General features: G+C 61.0%; 13 protein-coding genes. 5 read left to right on the top strand and 8 right to left on the bottom strand.

All coding sequences use genetic code 11. The features are described 5' to 3' along the window. Nucleotides 1-162: 162 nt before the first annotated feature. The 5 genes from LI953_RS11360 to LI953_RS11340 all read left to right on the top strand — a co-directional run bounded on the left by LI953_RS11360 (nt 163) and on the right by LI953_RS11340 (nt 5,425). Nucleotides 163-369, top strand: coding sequence for a cold-shock protein (locus tag LI953_RS11360; RefSeq protein WP_227076200.1), 207 nt, complete (start codon nt 163-165; stop codon nt 367-369). Between the two features lie 107 nt (nt 370-476). After that, complete coding sequence (locus tag LI953_RS11355) at nt 477-1,754, top strand: RsmB/NOP family class I SAM-dependent RNA methyltransferase (RefSeq protein ID WP_227076199.1); 1,278 nt, start codon at nt 477-479, stop codon at nt 1,752-1,754. Then, nucleotides 1,751-2,284, top strand: coding sequence for a GNAT family N-acetyltransferase (locus LI953_RS11350; protein WP_227076198.1), 534 nt, complete (start codon nt 1,751-1,753; stop codon nt 2,282-2,284). Before LI953_RS11355 ends, LI953_RS11350 begins: the two co-directional genes overlap by 4 nt. Before the next feature lie 16 nt (nt 2,285-2,300). Further along, a complete protein-coding gene (gene guaA / locus LI953_RS11345; RefSeq protein ID WP_227076197.1) occupies nt 2,301-3,851 on the top strand; it encodes a glutamine-hydrolyzing GMP synthase in 1,551 nt (516 codons plus the stop codon). Nucleotides 3,852-4,168: 317 nt separating this feature from the next. After that, on the top strand, nt 4,169-5,425 hold the full coding sequence (locus tag LI953_RS11340) for a tyrosine-type recombinase/integrase (RefSeq protein WP_227076196.1): 1,257 nt from the start codon (nt 4,169-4,171) through the stop codon (nt 5,423-5,425). Here LI953_RS11340 and LI953_RS11335 read toward each other — a convergent pair. The 8 genes from LI953_RS11335 to LI953_RS11300 all read right to left on the bottom strand — a co-directional run. Further along, a complete protein-coding gene (locus LI953_RS11335) occupies nt 5,403-5,687 on the bottom strand; it encodes an AlpA family transcriptional regulator (protein WP_065846583.1) in 285 nt (94 codons plus the stop codon). The genes LI953_RS11340 and LI953_RS11335 overlap by 23 nt on opposite strands. Before the next feature lie 149 nt (nt 5,688-5,836). Continuing rightward, a complete protein-coding gene (locus LI953_RS11330) occupies nt 5,837-6,559 on the bottom strand; it encodes a hypothetical protein (RefSeq protein ID WP_227076195.1) in 723 nt (240 codons plus the stop codon). Nucleotides 6,560-6,565: 6 nt separating this feature from the next. Continuing rightward, nucleotides 6,566-8,602 carry a BREX-3 system phosphatase PglZ gene (gene pglZ, locus LI953_RS11325; protein ID WP_227076194.1) on the bottom strand — a complete coding sequence of 679 codons (2,037 nt, stop codon included), beginning with the start codon at nt 8,600-8,602 and terminating at the stop codon, nt 6,566-6,568. Further along, nucleotides 8,599-11,421, bottom strand: coding sequence for a helicase-related protein (locus tag LI953_RS11320; protein WP_227076193.1), 2,823 nt, complete (start codon nt 11,419-11,421; stop codon nt 8,599-8,601). Before LI953_RS11320 ends, pglZ begins: the two co-directional genes overlap by 4 nt. Nucleotides 11,422-11,427: 6 nt before the next feature. After that, complete coding sequence (locus tag LI953_RS11315) at nt 11,428-14,241, bottom strand: DNA methyltransferase (protein WP_227076192.1); 2,814 nt, start codon at nt 14,239-14,241, stop codon at nt 11,428-11,430. Then, the gene (locus LI953_RS11310; protein WP_227076191.1) at nt 14,210-16,099 is read right to left on the bottom strand and encodes an ATP-binding protein; all 1,890 of its coding nucleotides are present in this window, start codon (nt 16,097-16,099) and stop codon (nt 14,210-14,212) included. Before LI953_RS11310 ends, LI953_RS11315 begins: the two co-directional genes overlap by 32 nt. Then, nucleotides 16,089-17,951 (bottom strand): RNA-binding domain-containing protein, encoded by a 1,863-nt coding sequence (locus tag LI953_RS11305; protein WP_227076190.1) that lies wholly within the window; start codon nt 17,949-17,951, stop codon nt 16,089-16,091. Before LI953_RS11305 ends, LI953_RS11310 begins: the two co-directional genes overlap by 11 nt. A gap of 4 nt (nt 17,952-17,955) precedes the next feature. Next, a partial coding sequence (locus tag LI953_RS11300; RefSeq protein ID WP_227076189.1) for a DUF6079 family protein occupies nt 17,956-19,216 on the bottom strand: 1,261 nt, incomplete at its 5' end.

Here is a 19,216-nt window from a genome sequence, read left to right as displayed (position 1 = left end):
AATGTTTGAGTTTTGCGGAAGAAGGCGCTAAGGATGGCGCACGGCGCTTTTCGTTATCTGTCGTTGCGTGCTCTCCCTGCTTATGCAGTCCGGCCCCTCCCTGACAACTGAAGAGTTTCTTGCCCGCATGTTGCGGGTCGCTGTTTGTTTAGGAGATGCGATATGGCATCAGGTACTGTGAAATGGTTCAACGCCACCAAGGGCTACGGCTTCATTCAGCCGGATGACGGCTCCAAGGATGTGTTCGTGCACATCTCGGCCGTGGAGCGCGCCAACATGCGCTCGCTGAACGAGGGCCAGAAGCTTCAGTATGAAGCCAAGCCCGGCCAGCAGGGCAAGATCTCGGCGGAGAACCTGAAGGCCATCTAAGGCTTTCACCGGTTACGAAAAGGGCGGTGCGGCAACGCGCCGCCCTTTTTTGTGCCCGGACCGCAACCCGGCTATAGCCGGGGCATGATTCTTCTCGATACCCGCCCATGACTCCCGCCGGACAACTCGCCGCCGCCATCGACCTGCTCGCCGAGATCGAGGCCGATCCGCGCCCGGCCGACGCCGTGGCCAATCACTTTTTCCGCAACCGCCGCTTCATCGGCGGTGGCGACAGGCGGGCGGTCTCCGCCCTGGTCTGGGGCGTGCTGCGCGCGCGCCGCCATCTGGGCTGGTGGCTGGAGCGCCTGGGCGCGCCGGTAACGCCGCGCCTGCTGCTGGCGGCTCAGGCCGTGCTGGCCGGGCAGAGCCCGCATAAGGTGGCGATCGCCTTCACCGCAGGGCGCTACGGCCCGCCGCCGCTCGCACCTGAGGAAGCCGCGATCCTCGACAAGTTCGTCGGGCACACGCTGGAACATCCCGCGATGCCCGAGGCGGTGAAATACGAGATCCCCGACTGGATCCTGCCCAAGCTGAAGGCGCAATTCGGCCCGGCTCTGGCGGCCGAGATGGCGGCGATGAACGAGCCCGCCCCGCTCGATCTGCGCGTGAACATGCTCAAATCGACCCGCGAGGCGGCGCTGACCGCCCTGGCGCGCGAGGCGTTGCAGGCCGAACCAACCGCTTATTCTCCCTGGGGGCTGCGGCTGAAGAACCGCCAATCCGTCACCCAGGGCAAGGCGTTTCAGGACGGGCTGGTGGAAATCCAGGACGAGGGCAGCCAGCTCATCGCGCTGGCGGTGGACGCGCAGCCCGGCATGCGGGTGGTGGATTATTGCGCTGGCGCCGGCGGCAAGACGCTCGCCATCGCCATGACCATGCAGAACAAGGGGCATATCGTCGCCTGTGACGTCTCCGCCCCCCGGCTGGACGGCGCGATCAAGCGCCTGCGCCGCGCCGGGGTACATAATGCCGAGCGGCATCTGCTGGAGCCGGGCGATAAATGGCTGAAACGCCAGGGGCAGAAATTCGACCGCGTGCTGGTCGACGCGCCCTGCTCGGGCACCGGCACCTGGCGGCGCAACCCCGATGCGCGCACGCGCCTCAGCGAGACCGATCTTGCCGAACTGACCCAGAAACAGGCGATGATCCTCGATCAGGCACAAAAACTGGTGAAGCCCGGTGGAAAACTTGTTTACGCCACCTGCTCCGTGCTCAATGATGAGAACGAAGCTCAGGTGGAGGCGTTCTTGGCCCGTTACCCGATATTCGAGCAGATGCCCATCGAGGCCCCGGCGGCGTTGCGCGGGCCGGCGCTGCGGCTCTCGCCGCGGGTGCATGGCACGGATGGCTTCTTCGCCGCCGTGCTGCGCCGGCGCGAGACGTGATCGCCCTGCGCCGCGCCCGGCTGGCTGACGCGCCCGGCATCGCCGCGGCTCATGCCGCCACCTGGCGCAGCGCCTATGCCAACATCCTGCCCGAGTCTTACCTCGCCGGGCTGTCCATCGCGCGCCTCGCCCGGCATTACGAGCAGATGATCCGTCTGGGCCAGGGGGTGCATGTCGCCGCCAGCTACGGCATGCCGGGCGCGCCGCCGGTGCTGGGGTTCGCCATCGCCGCGCGGGCGCGTGAGCCGCATCTGGGCGAGGGGGAGGTCGAGATGCTTTATGTGCTCGATGACTACCGAGACCAGGGGCTCGGCGGGCAATTGCTCCGCGCCGCGGCCAAATATCTGGGCCAGCGCGGCTGCGGCTCGGCTTATGCCTGGGTGCTGCGCGACAACCCTTCGCGTTATTTCTACCAGCACCTGGGCGGGCGCCGTGTCGCCGATGGCACCACGCGGGTCTGTGGCGAGGAGATCGCGCAAACCGCGTATGCCTGGGATCCGCTCACCTCTCTCTTGGACGTGACGGCCTGATGCGCTAGGTGAGCGCATGTCTGATGAAAAAATCCTGATCCTGGACTTCGGCTCCCAGGTTACCCAGCTCATCGCGCGCCGCGTGCGCGAGAGCGGCGTGTATTGTGAAATCCTCCCGTTCAACGCCGATGTGGCGCGGATGCAGGCTTTTGCCCCCAAGGGCATCATCCTCTCCGGCGGCCCGGCCAGCGTGGCCGACGAGGGCAGCCCCCGCGCCCCCGCCTGGGTGTTTGAGAGCGGCCTGCCGGTGATGGGCATTTGCTATGGCCAGATGACCATGTGCGTGCAGCTCGGCGGGCAGGCCAAGGGCGCCGAAATCCGTGAATTCGGCCGCGCCTATGTGGATGTGGTGGCCGATTGCGGGCTGTTTGAGGGCGTATGGTCCGAGGGCGCGCGCGAGCAGGTCTGGATGAGCCATGGCGACCATATCTCCGCCCCGCCGCCCGGCTTCCGCACGGTCGCGGTGTCCGAGGGCGCGCCCTACGCGCTCATCGCCGATGACGCGCGCAAATATTACGGGCTGATGTTCCACCCCGAGGTGGTGCACACGCCGCACGGCGCCCAGCTCATCCGCAACTTCACCCATAAGGTCTGCGGCCTCAAGGGCGACTGGACCATGGCCAGCTTCCGCCACGCCGAAATCGCCAAGATCCGCGCCCAGGTCGGCAGCGGCAAGGTCATTTGCGGCCTCTCCGGCGGTGTCGATTCCTCGGTGGCGGCGGCGCTCATCCACGAGGCGATCGGCGACCAGCTGACCTGTATCTTCGTCGATCACGGCCTGCTGCGCGCGGGCGAGGCCGAGGAAGTGGTGCGCGTGTTCCGCGACCAGTTCAACATCAAGCTGGTCCACCGCGACGCTTCCGACCTGTTCCTCGGCCAGCTCGCGGGCGTCACCGACCCCGAGCAGAAGCGCAAGATCATCGGCAAGCTGTTCATCGACGTGTTCGATGAGGAAGCCGGCAAGCTCGGCGGCGCGGAGTTCCTGGCCCAGGGCACGCTGTATCCCGATGTCATCGAGTCCGTCTCCGCCATTGGCGGGCCGAGCGTCACCATCAAGTCGCACCACAATGTCGGCGGGCTGCCCGCTTACATGAAGCTGAAACTGGTCGAGCCGCTGCGCGAGCTGTTCAAGGACGAAGTCCGCGCCCTGGGCCGCGAGCTCGGCCTGCCCGAGACCATCGTCGGCCGCCACCCATTCCCCGGGCCGGGCCTGGCGATTCGCGTGCTGGGCGAGGTGACGCGCGAGAAGGTGGCCGTGCTGCAAAAGGCCGACGCCATCTATCTCGAGGAAATCCGCGCGGCGGGGCTCTACGATGCCATCTGGCAGGCTTTCGCCGTGCTGCTGCCGGTGAAATCGGTGGGCGTGATGGGCGATGGCCGCACCTACGACAATGTCTGCGCCCTGCGCGCCGTGACCAGCACGGACGGCATGACCGCCGATGTTTACCCCTATGATGTCGGCTTCCTCACCCGCGTCGCCGGGCGCATCGTGAACGAGGTGCGCGGCATCAACCGCGTCACCTACGACATCACGAGCAAGCCGCCCGGCACGATTGAGTGGGAATGATTTTCGCCCCTCCGGGTATATCCGAAACTACGCCACGTTGCGATATAAGTTACTGAAATATATAAATAAATATCTCGTAATCTTTCGGCATCTATCGCTAGGTTAGCCTCCGGAGTGACGGTATGGCTGACGGTATGGCGCATCTTGTCTCAGCCGAAAATCGCATATACCGTCAGGGCTAAGAGAGCTTCTGACGGTATATTTTTTGGCGTAATGCTATGTAAACGCAGGGAAAATACCAATTAGAAGGGCCGTTTTTGGCCTGACGGTATAATCGGGCGCTCTCCGGCATATTTTGACCAATCTGGAGGGTGTGGATGTTGACCGACGCCGCCATTAAGGCACTGAAACCGAAAGAGAAATTATACAAGATAGTGGACCGTGACGGTATGTATGTCGTGGTCCAGCCCTCGGGCGCGATCGTCTTCCGCTTGGACTACCGACTGAACGGCCGCCGGGAGACGTTGACGCTGGGGCGCTACGGTCCCGCTGGGCTCTCCCTGGCTCGGGCGCGTGAGAAGGTGGTCGATGCTCGACGCGCCATTTCGGAGGGCCGCTCGCCGGCGCAGGAAAAGCAGCGCGAGAAGCGTCGCCTCCAGGAGGCGAAGAGCTTCGGCCAGTTCGGTGAGCGCTGGCTTCAGGAAGCGCGAATGGCGGACAGCACGCGCGCCATGCGCCGATCAATCTTCGAGCGCGACATTCTTCCGGCGTTCCGCAACCGGCTGCTGCCGGAGATCCTGCCGGAGGATCTGCGCGGGCTGTGTGCGAAGGTGAAAGAGCGTGGAGCTCCGGCAACGGCGGTCCACGTCAGGGACATCGTGAAGCTGGTTTTCGCCTTCGCCATTCTGCACGGCGAGAAGGTCGCTAACCCGGCCGACGAAGTTGGCCCGGCGTCGATCGCGACCTTTGTGCCGAAGGATCGATCCCTGTCTCCGGCGGAGATCCGCATCATGCTCAGCCAGATCGAGCATGTGGCGACACTGCCGACGATCCGGCTCGGGATAAAGCTGATCCTGCTGTCGATGGTACGCAAGAGCGAATTGCAGGACGCGGTTTGGGATGAGGTCGATTTTGAGAACGCCGTCTGGTCGATTCCCAAGGAGCGGATGAAGCGTTCGAAAGCGCACAACGTCTATCTGTCTCAGCAGATGCTCGACATCTTCATCGCTCTCAAAACCTGCGCCGGCAATTCCAAATACGTCCTGCCGTCGCGCTACGACGCCGACGCGCCCATGTCGCGGGCGACGTTCAACCGGATCACGACTGCGGTGGTGGAGCGAGCCAAGAAGGAAGGGCTTCCGCTGGAGTCCTTTACGGTTCACGATCTCCGGCGCACAGGTTCGACCCTGTTGAACGAGTTGGGGTTCAACAGCGACTGGATCGAGAAGTGCCTGGCACATGAGGACGGGCGAGCCTCACGGGGCATCTACAACAAGGCAGAATACGAACATCAGCGCCGGCATATGATGCAGGAATGGTCCAACCTAGTGGACGCCTGGGTCGCCGGCCAGAAATACACGCCGACCCTCTATCCGCCGACGATGGACCTGCTTACGCCCGAGCCGGATGTTTGATGGGGCGGGTCTTGCGGAGCTGGACGTCCGGAATGGGCGCGCGCTTCACTGCCTTGGCGCGTGACGCACGTCGCCGTTCTTCCAACCAAGCTTCGACTTCGGATAGATCCCAGACCACGCAGCGGGACGTGAGATAGAAGCGCTGGGGAAATTCACCGCGCTGCTCCATGTCGTAGATGGTTGTATCGGCGAGAGGCACGATTTCCCGGAGTTCGTGCCGCCGGATGGTCCGCGACACGGCGGTATGTGTTTGTGACTTCATCTGAAGATCCTTCTTCCATCTGTTTGGACGGATAGAAGGCGATAGACACCGCCGAATGGAAGCTCGAATTGCCGGGCGTAGAAGCGTGGCGCACTCTGGCGTGCATATAGGACAATGCGCGGAAGACGTGGCTTCCCGTCTGCCTGCCTTCAAATCCCTTCACGCAGGGCCACGAACTGGTTGTTCGGTCCCTCGCTTCTCACGGCCAAATAGTCGTTGTTCGACACAAGGTAGGCCAACGGGCGTGTCAGGTTGAATGGGAAAAGCACGGGAAGCGATTGCAAACTTGGAATTGCCAACGGCCTGCCCGCGTTCCGCACGGCCGCCTCGATCAACCACACCGTAAGTTCGTCGTTCTCCACGACGGCTGGGGACAGACGGAGGACACGTTTGCCCTTCTCAACCCGCTCCACGGCACCCCAGCCGGCCTGACTCTGGATGACCATATTGGTCATTCGGTAGGTGCCTTCGCGCTCGCCGTAGGTCTCGCTCATGCGCCGATGGATTTCGGCTGACGCGCAATCGCCTTGAAGGGCGGACAAGCGCCCGATCAATTCGGCAACCTTGCCGAAGAAGGGATAGGCGGCAACGGCCATGCCCCAATGCATTGCTGTGACGGGAACACCCGGGTGCGCCTTGAAGATCGCCGCACCACGATCTGCAAAGTCCACCAACTCAACGCGCGGGTCCAGCCACAGGCGTTTCAACACCGTGCGTGTCTTCGTTTGCGCGGCGGCCCCCAAACCGGCGGCATCCAGCAATGACTCCAAATCTTCGAGCTTCGCTATACCAGCGCGAACTTTCAGCGCGGTCGTTGCCCATTCGAGAGCGATGAACCGATCAAAGCCTATTCGTGGAGCCAACGTCATCATTCAAGCTCACCCAGCTCCATTCACATCTGAGACCCTCACGAAGGGGACGACGAGTTCCTCGACCGACACGCCGCCGTGGACGACCACCTGATCACCGTTCGGAACGAAGGCAGTGCGCCCGCCAGCGAAGAGAGGTTTGAAGTTCGCTGGCAACCCTGCGATGTCCAGCGCCGCCGTGCCCGGATAGGCGACCGCGGACTCGGCGCGCAACGGGTCGCTACGATAAACCCGCACGCGCTCGCCACGTGTTTCCGCGATCACTCCCTGATTGGGCCGGCCTATGCCGACAGCATCGACATTGCCGTGATCCGCGGTGACGTAGATGCTGAAACCTTCGCTTAGCAGGAAGGCAAACAGGCGCTCAACAAAGCCGGAGCCTAGCCAGCGCCCGATCCACAGTGCTACATCTTCCTTGGACCGCTCTTTGTGTAGCCGTTCATCCACCTCATCGATCACAAGCCCCAGGACTGTGGGCTTGCGACTCGCAATGTCGGCTTCCAGGGCATCCAGTTGCTCGACCTGATGCAGCGCGCGCCGGTACATCACCTCGCCGGACGCGATACCGCCTTCGTTTTGCCAGAACGCCTTCCACAAGGTTTCTTCCTTGTTGGTGTGGTCTATCGAATCGTCGAACTCACGCGGTCTCAAACCGGAGAACAGCGCCTGGCGGGACACCGATGTTACCGTGGGCAGCCACGCAAAGGCGGTGTTCTCGTCGAACGCGAAAGGCTGCTGGGCGGCGATCAGATGCTCCCTGATCCGCACCCATTGATCGAAGGCCAATCCGTCGAACACCAGTAGCGCCACCCTGGCTTCACCCGCGCTGCGGCGCTGCCGCAGGAAGCGCGGAACGTGATGCACCATCACCGGGCCTTTGATCGACGGTTGCAGGATCAGGTCGGCGTAGTGGCCTGCGATGACCCATGCCTGCAATCGTTCGTCTGCCAGTGCTTGGATCTCTTTGATGCGCGCACTGACGGCAGTCATCCGTTCACCGGCATCCTTGCCTGGCAAATCGTGAACTCGGCTCAGCATCTCGCCAAAGCGTTTGGCAAAGTCGCTCCACTGCTTGTGGGAGGAATCCGCCTCCGGCACCGCAGCGGCAAGCGCCTCGATGCTCTTTGCAGCCAGCGCGAATTGTGACGACTTATCGGCAACGACACCGGCCTTGATCCAGCCCGGCATGGTGGTTGGTACGGTGGATACCGTCAGCGGATGCAAGCTGCCGTCAAGGAACATCGAATCGATGATTGCGTGTACGTCGGTGTGATCGAAGGGGATCTCGATTTCCGTACCGGTTTCGCCTGCGCCATCAGCCGGCGCATGAAGCTCGGGCACATGCCTGCCATCCAGCTTCAGCTTTTCGAGATTGCGATACCACGCATCCTGCACCACGCGCAGCAACGCGTTCCTGGATGACAGCCACTCTGAAACCGGATGGCCGACAAGCAAGCCTCGGCCGTGGAGGATGGTCGCCACATGCTCGGCGAACGGTTCCGGCAAGGCTCGCCCGGCGAAGTGCAGGCGCAGCGTTTCGCGCCAGAAGTCTACGGGTGTGCGGATGGATCGCGGCGCCAACTGATAGACGTGTTCGAGGATGAAGTCCTTCGATTCGCTTTCACCGCGCGCCGATTGCAACTCGGTCTGGTGGGCATCGAACAGTGAGCCCAGCCGTTCCGGCTCCACTTGCCGCACGGCGCCATAGGCCAGCCTGGGGAACAATTCGGCGAGATTCAGCCGCACCGCCGGGCGAGCGTTATGCACGATGTCCCACGGCAAATCGTTCGCGTTGTCGTGGCGCAGATGCACGATCAGTGCCGGTGATGGAGCCTGCTCGTTGGCATCCCACGCTGTGCGATACCGCTCCTCATACTCCGCGCGGAACCTGAACGGGTCGTCGTATCCCATCACCTCGAAGCCGCGAGCGCGCAATTCAGACAGCAGCTTTTCATCCAGCAGCACGCCGTCTGGATCGCAGGCCACCCACAGCCGGGAGAGATCGGCCGTGAAAGAGCCAAGAATGCGCTGATGCCATTGGTTCATGCGGCACGCTCGCTGGTCTTGCCGGCATTGGCGTCAATCCGGACCATGGCCACGGCATTCAATTCCGGCACGCTGGACTTCATTTCGTCGAGCGCGGCCAGGCGTGCCTCGTGCTCGGTTTGCAGGCGGCGGCGACGGAACTGGCGCACGGCCGGCAGGCCGATGCGTCCGATCGCCTGGTTGCGGGCATCGAAGGCGTAGGTGGCGCGATCCCGCTCTTCCTTGATACGGGAGCGATGCTCCTCCGCCAGTGCCGTGAACAAGGCTTCGCCTTGCGTGCCTGCCACCTCGAATGACGTCTCGAACCAGCGTGCCGAATCTTCCGGGTCTGCCACTGACGAAACGGACACGGCTTCGGTCAGCAACAAGTCCCAAACACGCTTGGCGGTAGGCACGAACGGGCGGCCTTCGTCATTGATGAAGACCGGCAGGAAACGCTTGCGGTTCGCGCCAGGCGCGGCAAGTCCGATCTCCCACAGCGACCAGATGCCGCTGACCGAGTCAGGCAGTCCTGTCACGCGGATCACCGGCAAAGGCTGGCCTGCGACGAACCGCGGTATGTCACTGATGATAGCCCGCGCTCGCGGGTCTTCCATTGTCAGCCATTCCGCCGCCGGATTTTCGCCTGCGGCGCGTGCGTCGAAGCAGGCCTGTGGGGTCTCGGCGCCATCAGCCCAGCGCACCTGCCAGAGGTTGCCATCTTGGGTCGCCGATCCGCCGCGTACTGCCAGCCCGTTGACGACGGCGCGTTCCAGCCAGAATTGCGCCGGGTGGTCGCGCCACTTGCGCGCCTGCTCCGCGTCCAGGTCGTGGGGCACCACCAGCAGATCGCTGTTCCGGTTGGATTCCTCCAGCGTGACGCGCAACTGCGAGACCACGCTGTCGCATTCGCGCTCGATGGCTTCCGGGTGCTGGAGGCTTTGGACGAACAACTCGTCGAACACCGGCTCCACTTCGGCCGAATCCATGACGTCCGCCGCTTTGTCCACGCCGAACTCCTCGGCGATGACGGCGAGTTTTTCCTCGAGAACCTGCCGCACGCGGTGCTCCACCGTATCTTCCAGCACAAAGTTCAGGGCGCGAACGACGTGCTTCTGGCCGATGCGATCCACGCGGCCGATGCGCTGCTCGATGCGCATCGGGTTCCACGGCATGTCGAAATTGACGATGACGTGGCAGAATTGGAGGTTCAGACCTTCGCCGCCTGCGTCGGTGGAAATCAGTACGCGCGCGTCCCCTGCGAAAGTCTGCAAAGTCCGTGTGCGGGCTTCCATGTCCATGCCGCCGTTGAGCGTGGCCACCGTGAAGCCCCGGCTTTCCAGATAGTCCGCCAGCATCGCCTGCGTTGGCACGAACTCGGTGAACACTAGCACTTTCAGCGCCGGGTCGCCTTCCTCCTGTTGCAGCTTGTAAATCAGTTCCAGCAGGCTTTCGGCCTTTGCGTCGGTGCCGGCGGCCTCGGTGGAGCGCGCCAACGCCAGCAGCGTTTCGACTTCCGACTTCTCCAGTTCCAGACCGTTAGCTTGCAGCGCCAGGTCCACCTGCGCTTCACCATCCAGATCGGCCCAGTCTTCGGCGCTGAGAGTGTCGAAGAGGCGCGGTTGCGTCTGCGGCGTGTGCAGCGCGGCCTGACGCTTTTCCAGTGTGGCCCGGATCGCGGCAGTGCTGGACGTCACCAGCCGCTGCATTAGGATCATCAGAAAGCCGACATGGCGCTGCTTGGCCGCCAGAGCCTGATTGTAGCCGTGGCGCACATAATCGGTGACGGCTTCGTACAATTGCTGCTGCGCCGCGTGCCGCGCTTGCCATGCAACAGGGTGCAAGCGTGTGAGCCGGGGCCGGAACAGGGGCTGCCCTTCGGCATTGATGGCCGCGCGCTTTTCGGTACGGATCACGAAGGACTGAACGCGCTCGCGGCTGACGCTGCCTTCGTCGGGGAAGGCGTCCCGGTCCAGCAACTGCATCAGGCGCATGAACTGGTCGGTCTTGCCTTGGTGTGGCGTGGCCGAGAGCAGCAGCAAATAGGGCGAGGCTTCCGCCAGCGCTGCGCCTAGCTTGTAGCGCGCCACCTGTTCCGTGCTGCCGCCCATGCGATGGGCCTCGTCGATGATGACCAGATCCCAAGCCGCCGACACCAGATCCTCGAAGCGTTCGCGGTTGTAGGTCTGGATTTGCTCCAGGCTCCAGCCGCGCCGCGATTCCAGCGGCTTCACCGAATCCAGCGCGCAGATCACCTGGTCGTGCATCCGCCAAGCATTGTCTTCTTCGCTATCCCCACGCCACTGCCGCAAGGCGGCCAACGTTGAGGGATCGACGAAATGGAACGGCTCTCCGAAATGCTGGCGCATTTCCGCCTGCCATTGCCGGACCAGCCCTTTAGGCGCGACCACCAGGATGCGCTTGGCGCGGCCGCGCAGTTTCAGTTCGCGCAGCACGAGGCCAGCCTCGATGGTCTTGCCCAGACCCACTTCGTCGGCGAGCAGGTAGCGGATGCGGTCCTGCCCGACGGCGCGATTCAGCGCGTAGAGCTGGTGAGGCAACGGAATGACGCTGGATTGGATGGGCGCCAGCAGGAGGTTGTCTTCGAGCGCGTCCTGCAATTTTGCCGCCGCCGTGGCGTGCAGAATCTGCTCCACCGTAGGCCGCACGCTGGAAAGCACAGCCAGTTCCGCCGCCCGTGTGCGTAGCACGGCGTCTTTCGCGGGTAGCCATACGCGGTAGGCCGCTTCCCCCCACAGCGCCAGCCGCTCGACCACGCGGCAGGGCGTAGCCTGCCGCGTGTGCCAGCACCAGTCGCCGATGTCGAAGCCACCTCCCATCACGGATTATGCTCCGTCTTCGGAGCGCGTTAGCGCCATGTCATAGAGGGTGAGCAGCCGCTCATCCTCTTGCAGTGTCTCTTCCGGCAGCTTGTGAGCGATCCCGAGGATGGTGGCGTAGTCCTTCGCCGCCCAAGCCGCGTTAAAGCCTGCGCGTAGCACCTCCAGCCGCGTTTCCTTGATCTTACGGCCAGTGAACGCCTTGTAGAGCTCGAACTCCTTGAGCAGGGCCTTTTCGCGCTTCTTATCCAGATCCTGCGCTTTGTTTGGATCGGGCACATACCAGCGGTCTTGCGCGCGGGCATTGAGGCGCGGGTCGGTTTTCTCCAGGCCACGCAGATCGTGGTAGTTGGTGGAGAGATAGCGGTGAATCTGGCTTGGCACCTCGCCCGCGCCATCGAAGCGAAGGAAATTGGCTTCCAGTAGTGCCGACAGTTCCGGCCGCGCCTCGTGCTTCTTCCAGCCCGCGCCGAGCTGCTTGATGAACTCGGGGTGGATGTCCTGATAGGTGGACGGCCGGGCTTTCAGGAAGTCCGCCACCCAGTCGATGGCGCTGCGCTCGTCAGAGACGAACAGTTCCATCTGCGGCGCCTGGGCGGTCTGTGCGCGCTTCTTGTCGTATTCAGTCACCTGCTCGGGTAGGAAGACCATGCCGTCGCGTTCAGGAAAGCGACTGCGAAGGCCGGAGAGAAATTCGTCACTGGATAGCGGCACCGGTGCATCGTGGCGCACGAACCAAGCCACCAGCCGGTCGTAGATGCGGCGCGGGTCGCGCTCGACGATGAACTCCAACTCACCGTCTTTTACCTTGGTGACGGAGAGATGGCGAAGGTGGGTTTGTACGAAATCCCATGCCGAGTCCGGCGTTGCACCGCTTCTCTTGAAGCGTTCTTCCAGTCCGCCATTGGGCTTGTAGGCGGAAATCACCAGATCCTGCTTCACGGCGGTGGTGGACGTGACCTGCCGGTAGCTGCCCTGCACCTTGTCCAGCGCCGTCACCTCGGCCACGACGAAGCCAGCCTGCTGCAACGCGACCTGAATGGCGTTCCAAACCGCCGCCTTGCTGTTGGAAAACACTACCGTCATCCAGCGTCCAGGCTTCAACACGCGCTGGTATTCGGCGAAGCAACTCTGCATCAGGTGCTGATATTCGGGCAGCGCTTTGTGCTTGAACTTGTCGATAATCGCTTCCGGCTTGGCGTCGGTTATCACCCCATGCCATGATTCAACAAGGAAGTTCAGATCAGAATAGTATATATTCTCGCCAAATGGAGGATCTGTGAAAATGTAATCGATGCAATCATCGGGAAGCGGCAACGATGCTGCCGTTCCTGTTGTGAGGGCGACGTTTGCCTCTCGCAGGTGAAAGGCTTGAAAGGTATCTGAAAGCCTCTTCAGGCGATTGGCATAGGCGGTAAATGGCGAGGCCTCAGAAATCAAAGAAGGAACATAATAAACCCCGGTCATTGGATTATATGGGAAAGATACCTCTGGACGATAGCGATTTTGAATCGACAAGTTAATAACGTGGCTATCGAACCAGAAGCGCATCATCAACCGAAGCCTCTGGTCTGACATCTTTTCTACTTTTTGCCACAGGCGTGCTAGGTATTGTGCAGCACGTGGAAGATAGAAATGGTTGAGGTGGGTTACGCCCGCCTCATCCATCCTTGCTCTCTCATGCGTCATGTGCATTGGCGGTATCTTGCTCGATGGCACTTCCTCGGGAATTTCCATCTCCGAGACCGTTTGGATAAGCGCCAGATCTTCCTTGTCAGGCTTTTTGGTGTACTTCCGAGATCCAATTTTATAGGTGATCTGGACTGGAACTCTTTTAGGCTGAGAAACAATAGTAGAATTTGCGCGATCTGGCACGCTTATGTAGATGCGTTCCATTTTCTTCTTTGTGAGTTCCGCGCCACAATGCGGGCAGACGGAGTTTGCGCGAACCTTTGACGCTTCTGCATCATAAGAAACTTCGAAGAAGTTTATTTCCCCAGCGCATTCCGGGCATGAGTAAACTTCACTCCATACCGTTTCTTCAATTATTCCAAGTGTTTGGTCTGTGTGCTTTGTCTCATACATCCAGCCGCAATCGTGCTCGAGCTCTGAAAGGATCTGCTTGCCCGCCTTAGTGAAGGCATCGACATCAAAGGGGGTGTTGTAGTTCGCACCGATGAAGGTAGCGGCAGGCGACAGGTCGTTCAGCACAGCACCTCGCGCGCCCCATTTGGGCGCGGCGCGGCCTTCCTTCTTCCAAGTCATTTCCAGCTCGTGCCGGTAGCTGGACGCGGCCGTGCCGCACCATTGAGCGGCCACGCCGGTCATGCCTGAGCCGGAAAAGCCGTCAAGCACCACATCGCCCGGCTGGGTGTAGTGCAGGATCGACGGCACGATGGCGAGGTGAGGCACCTTGGTATGGTAGCTGTGCGCCTTGTAGATGGCATCGGTCTTGCCGACGCTCACGTCGATCGCCAGCGGCTCGCGGCTGTATTTCACCGCCGGGTCGTAGGGCTTGCCATAATGCTCCACGAACTCCGCCAACCATGGGTTTGGGCAGGCCGTGTAGTAGGGCGGATCAGACATAGCGAGGATGGCGGCGTCCGATCCTTTCGGAAAGCCTTCCTGGTCGCGAAAAGCCCGATCTTGCAGCTTCTCGGACAAAATGGCCAAGAAATGCGCGCGTCGAGCATCGTCACTCGCAAAGGTCTGGCCGAGGCATTCGACCGGACCGCTGGTTCCGCTGCGATGGTTTTGTAGAAGATCGTTCATATCTGCTGTCATTTCTCTACTCATCGCCTGACGGCTTGCCGTCGACATGTTCGTCAGCGTATTTTTTCATGCCTTCCCGCAGGATCTCCAGGAACGTATGATTCCTGCCCTCAGCGTCGGCAATGATTGCGTCGAAGGAGACCACAAATGTGGGCGTGGGGATGATGCGCCCATCCGGATGCGGTGTGTCGAATTCCTGATAGTAAACCTTCCCTTTCGAAAAGAAGGGCGTCCACTTGAATTGCCTTAAACGGAATGCGGTCGCCTCATTGACGTCCATGATCGCGTAGTACCAGACTCGCTGAATGTTCGGGCAATGCGCAACCAGCTTGCCTGCTCGGTCGAGCAGCTGATTTACGGCGTAAAAATTGTCCTTCTCGGCATCCGTTTTCTTTTTGATCTCGACCACCACCACGTCGACGGGTGTGGTGTCGCAGGGGTCTGCGGAGAAGATCATCGCGATATCTGGCCTGCCGGTGTCCCCAACGCTCTCGTCATCGAGGCGTATGGCATTGATGACGGTGTCCATGCTCTTTTCGCTCAGGATTGTCCTGAAAACCATAAACTTGTCGTCGAGTAGCCAGGCATTGTTCTGGTATATTTCAGATGGCATTGTGCCTTGAGAATATTCCTTGAACCGTGGGACAATCAGATTGTGTATCTCCGCCTCCGCGTTGCCGCCGGTCATTTCCTTCATTCGCGTAATAATCTTATCGCGGTAGAGAATATATTCAGTCAGGGTGCGCGATGACATTTCCAGTGATTTTTCATAGGTCGCGTCACTGAGCTTTTCGCACTGGAGGATTTCCTTCTGCTCTTTGAAAAAGCGCTGCTGGGCTATCGACAGCGCATCGTCCCGATCGATCAGACCGACAGTGTCGTCCTCAAAAAAGCCGAGAAGGTGAGGAAATTGCTCCTCGAACGTCTCTTTGATTTTTTGGTTCTTCTCAGTGATCTGCGGAATTTTTTCGGCCAGAACCTTTCCGAGCTCCCGACGAAGCACACGGTAAAGCTGAGTCTCGGGAATGCCCCCCGGCAGCACGAGCTTCTGCCGTGAACTGTCCGCGTTCGAATGAAAAAGTTCTGACTCAAAGAGGAAAACGCAAAGGTAGCCGGGCGGAAATGATGATGGCGGAATGAGGTTCGCCGCGATCGTGCGCCCATCGATGCTGAACGCGACAAGCGAACTGCCTTTTCCCGAAACAGCTTCGATATGATAATGCATATCGATCGCCGATATTGCATCGAGGGTGCTATCCTTGATCGTTACGGTCGTCATCGACGGCAGATCATTGACCGTTATCTCGGTGCTGTCGGTGAAAAATTCCTTCTGCGCATTGCTTTCGTTTGTCTTCAAATTGATCGATATTTTGAATGGCTTGGCCTCGCGCTTGCGGGCGTCAAGCGTAGGCAAAAACTGCTCAATAATGAGCGGCTTGAGCGCGTCGGGCTTCAAATCGTCATAGGATTTGACGCGTTCTTTCGCGAACCCGATAAACACAAGCGTCGTCTTGGCCTCCTGCTGGTCGGCAAGAGTCTCAACTGGCGCATTGCCATCGAAGTCGTTCTTGAAAGTAAAAGTTCGGCGCCACTTATCGCGGCGGCTGTCGATCTCCACGCGGTTGAAATAGTTCAGGAATACTAAGCGGCCTATCCCTTTGTGGAACTTGTCTCTCGGAAGAAGCAGCTTCTTGAAACGATTAAAATTGTCGTCCGTAAATCCATCGCCGTTATCCGAGACGGTGACTTTCAGCGTCTCAGGCTTGTCAAATGCCTGGACGTCAATCTCGATGGATACCTCGGTGGCGCCAGCATCCAGGGCGTTCGCCAACGCCTCGAAGTAGACCAGCGTCAACGACGGATTGGGGAAAAACAGCCTGATTGCACCTGCGGTTTCAATGTCCATGTTCGTCCCCAGGCTTGGCTGCTGTCTGTTCGCGCAACAGCTTGAGCTGGATGCCCGCGTCCGTGAGAACATAGCGCTGCTGCGACGAGCGTGGCTTGTCGGGGATTGTTGGACGCAGTACACCGCCGGCTAGAAGCGGCTTCATGTGAGCGGCCACGAAGTGCGGGCGCTGGCTATAGCCAGCGTGTGTCATCAGTTCCGCCAGCGAGCGCGGCACATCGGCGAAATCGACGATATGCCACTGCACCTCCGTCAACCGATCAAGTGACCGAGCAAGTCCGGCTTGTTCCGCTGTAACTTGTTCGGCGACTTGATCGGTAGCGCCTGCCGCCACCGTTTCCGCACCAGTCGGTTGATCTTCGGTTGTATCCGCCGCTTCGGCGGTGAAGCGGGTGCGCAAGTGAGGCACCAACCGCCAAGCGTGGGCGGCTTCGCCGAGCGGTTCCGTCAGCACTTGCACAGTCAGGCGCCGAGCCAGATCCAGCGCCTGCGCACCAGTAAGACCAGTCAGCGCCTTGATGTCTGCCACATCGACTTGGCCGCTGCGCAGAAGGAAGGCAAACACCGCCGCCTCGTGCTCGGACAGGCGTGCGCCCAGGCTCGCCTGCGCCAGAAGCTGGGCTTCGGTGATGAGCTTTACCTTGCACAGGCGCAGGCGGAAGCTTTTTTCGGCCCTGTGGTTTTCGATCTCGGGTGGCAGATAGCCTAACTTGCGCCAGCCGTCGAAGATGGCGCGCACGCCGGTGCCGCCTTGATCAGACAGACCGATGCGTCGGAAGGCGTTGACGATGCTGGGGTTGCGAACCTCCTTGTCACCCGGATCAAGTAGCTGCTCGCGCGAGGCAAAGGCGTCGCCAGGATTGAAGAACTCGGTCTGGTCACGAAAGAAGCGGATGACTGGAACGCGGGTGGTGTCGCCGAAGTCCTGGTGGATCAGCAGATTGATGGCGGCTTCCCGGAAGGAGATATAGTCGGGCGGATCGTCGTCACGCCGCATGGTGGCCGCGTCCACGGCGAAGGGGCGCTCGCTGTGGCGGAAGTAGAACTCCACGATGGCCTGCCAGGCCTTTATGAGGTTGTCCTCAACGGAGAGGCGGTCGGCCCAGCGGACGGCAGAGTCATATTCGGTGCTGCTATTGCGATAGAGTTGTACGTCCGTGACCATGCGCGGCAGCACCTGACGGACGTATTCGCCGCTGCCCAGCACCAGAATGGCGGCGCGGGTGGGACGCAACACGCCGCCATGTTCGACGAGGAAACCCCACGTCCGCAGGAAACTGGTGTCATCTGTGGCGGTGTCTTTGCCAGGGTTGCTGGCGGCAAAGCGCGCGCGATACCAGCGCACGGAGGCTTCATCGAAACAACGGCCGATATCCACGTCCAGCGTTTCGGCGTCGTATCGGGTGTTCGATGCGTCGCGGATATAGCGCAGCAGCTCGTCGCCCGTGCAGGTATCGTCACGACCGCCACGGCGGATGTAGGCTTTTTTCGGATTCCCATCGATATAGACGGGCTTCTGCTGCCGTGAGGCTTCGGGAATGTAGAACGCCAGCACAATGCCTTCCGGCAAGTCGTGCTTTTTCGGCTCAACAGGCAGGAGAACGCTGACCTTGTTGGTATCGCGTACTTGGCCGAGGAAGGTGTTCTGCATCTGATCGGCGTCGGTCAGGCCGGTGACGGTAAATGTGCCGTTGGCCTGCTTGACGCCGAACACCAGATGCCCACCCTCCGTGTTGGCGAAGGCGCTGACAGTCGAAAGCGCGTCCTTGGGCACGGCCCAGGTCGCTTCCTTAAATTCGATGTCGTTCCATTCGATGGATTGGAGCGCTGCGACGAGGTCGTCTCTGGTCATGGCGTCACTCGATCACGAACCGAAGCTTGGTTGCGTCCTTGCCCTTGCCCCGCTCGCTGATGAGCGCGTCGAACCGCTTGCGCAGCTCATCCGGCGTGGCGGGCGAGCCTCCTTGCAGTAGGGCTTGGCGCAGTTCGTCTGCCTTGATCGTGATCTTTTCCAGCCCAGACAGTGCTTCCTGTACGGCGTTGGCGAAATCGGCGGTGATAGGCTCCGGCAGCTTGCGCGCGGTGAGGAAGGCATCGATCAGAGCCCTCGATGCGGGCGGCAGAAGGCCTAGGCTGTCTTGCGTGAATGGGTCTTCCAGATTCTCCAGCAATGTCTGTTGCCAGCTGGCTTGCAACCGGTCCAGATCGTCGTCCAGCTTGTTCAGGCGACTGGCGGCAGGCAGCAGTTCCAGTTGCTCGGCAGACGGCCGGAATTGGCAGTGGGGGCATACCGGCGTTCTGAGCAGCGTCGGCTCGTCCAGCGCGGAACAGCTTTTTAGGCTGTTGAGCGCGTCCTCGAAGCCGGTGAGCTGGCTGGTGGGCATTAGAGAGACGCCTGCTAGCACGCGCAACGACAACAAGCGGTCGTCGCGGCGCAGCGCATTGCGTGTCTTTTCTTCGGCAACACCGAGCCGGGCCTTGCTGTGGCTGGCGATATAGGCGGTGACGTAATCCTTCTTGAGCCCGGCGAGAGTCTGGCGGCCTTCCCCGAGGGTGGCGACGGCACGTTCCGCCGTCCGGTCCTCGGCCAGCTTGTCGAACAGGGCTTTGCGCGCTGCTTGGGCCTGCTTCACCCAGTCGTGGTTGGGCTGCAAGATCATCTCCGCCTGCGACAGGTAAGATGCGGCACCCCCCAATTCTCCGACCAGTTCCAACAAGCGCTCGGCGCCGGCGAGCACGTCCAGGTTCTTCTTTTGGATGTCGATGTCTTCGAGCGTGGTGCGCAGGTTCTTGAGCTTACCGACGGTGTTGTAAGGCGACAGGGATTCCGTGAATTTTTTGAGCACATCAAGCCGCGCATACCAATCCTTGGCTTCTTCCTCGCGCAGCAGGTTCTGGCCCCAGAAGGCGAGCTTGCCCTGCTGGAGATCGGAGCCCGCCCTGAGCACACGCGGCACCAGGGCGCTGATCTTTTCCTGCAATGCGATAACCGGTTCGGTGTCGCCTTGGCTGGCCTTCTGCGCCAGGCCGGAGGGCAGGTCGAGTAACTCGAACAGCGCACGCAGCACCGCGAGGTTGATTTCCTTGGGCGCCTCGATGTGCTTGAACTGCTTGAGT

The organism is Acidocella sp. KAb 2-4, from assembly GCF_020567705.1.
GTDB lineage: Bacteria > Pseudomonadota > Alphaproteobacteria > Acetobacterales > Acetobacteraceae > Acidocella.
Note: the sequence above shows the minus strand (reverse complement) of the source record. Positions and strands in the feature narration are given on the sequence as shown.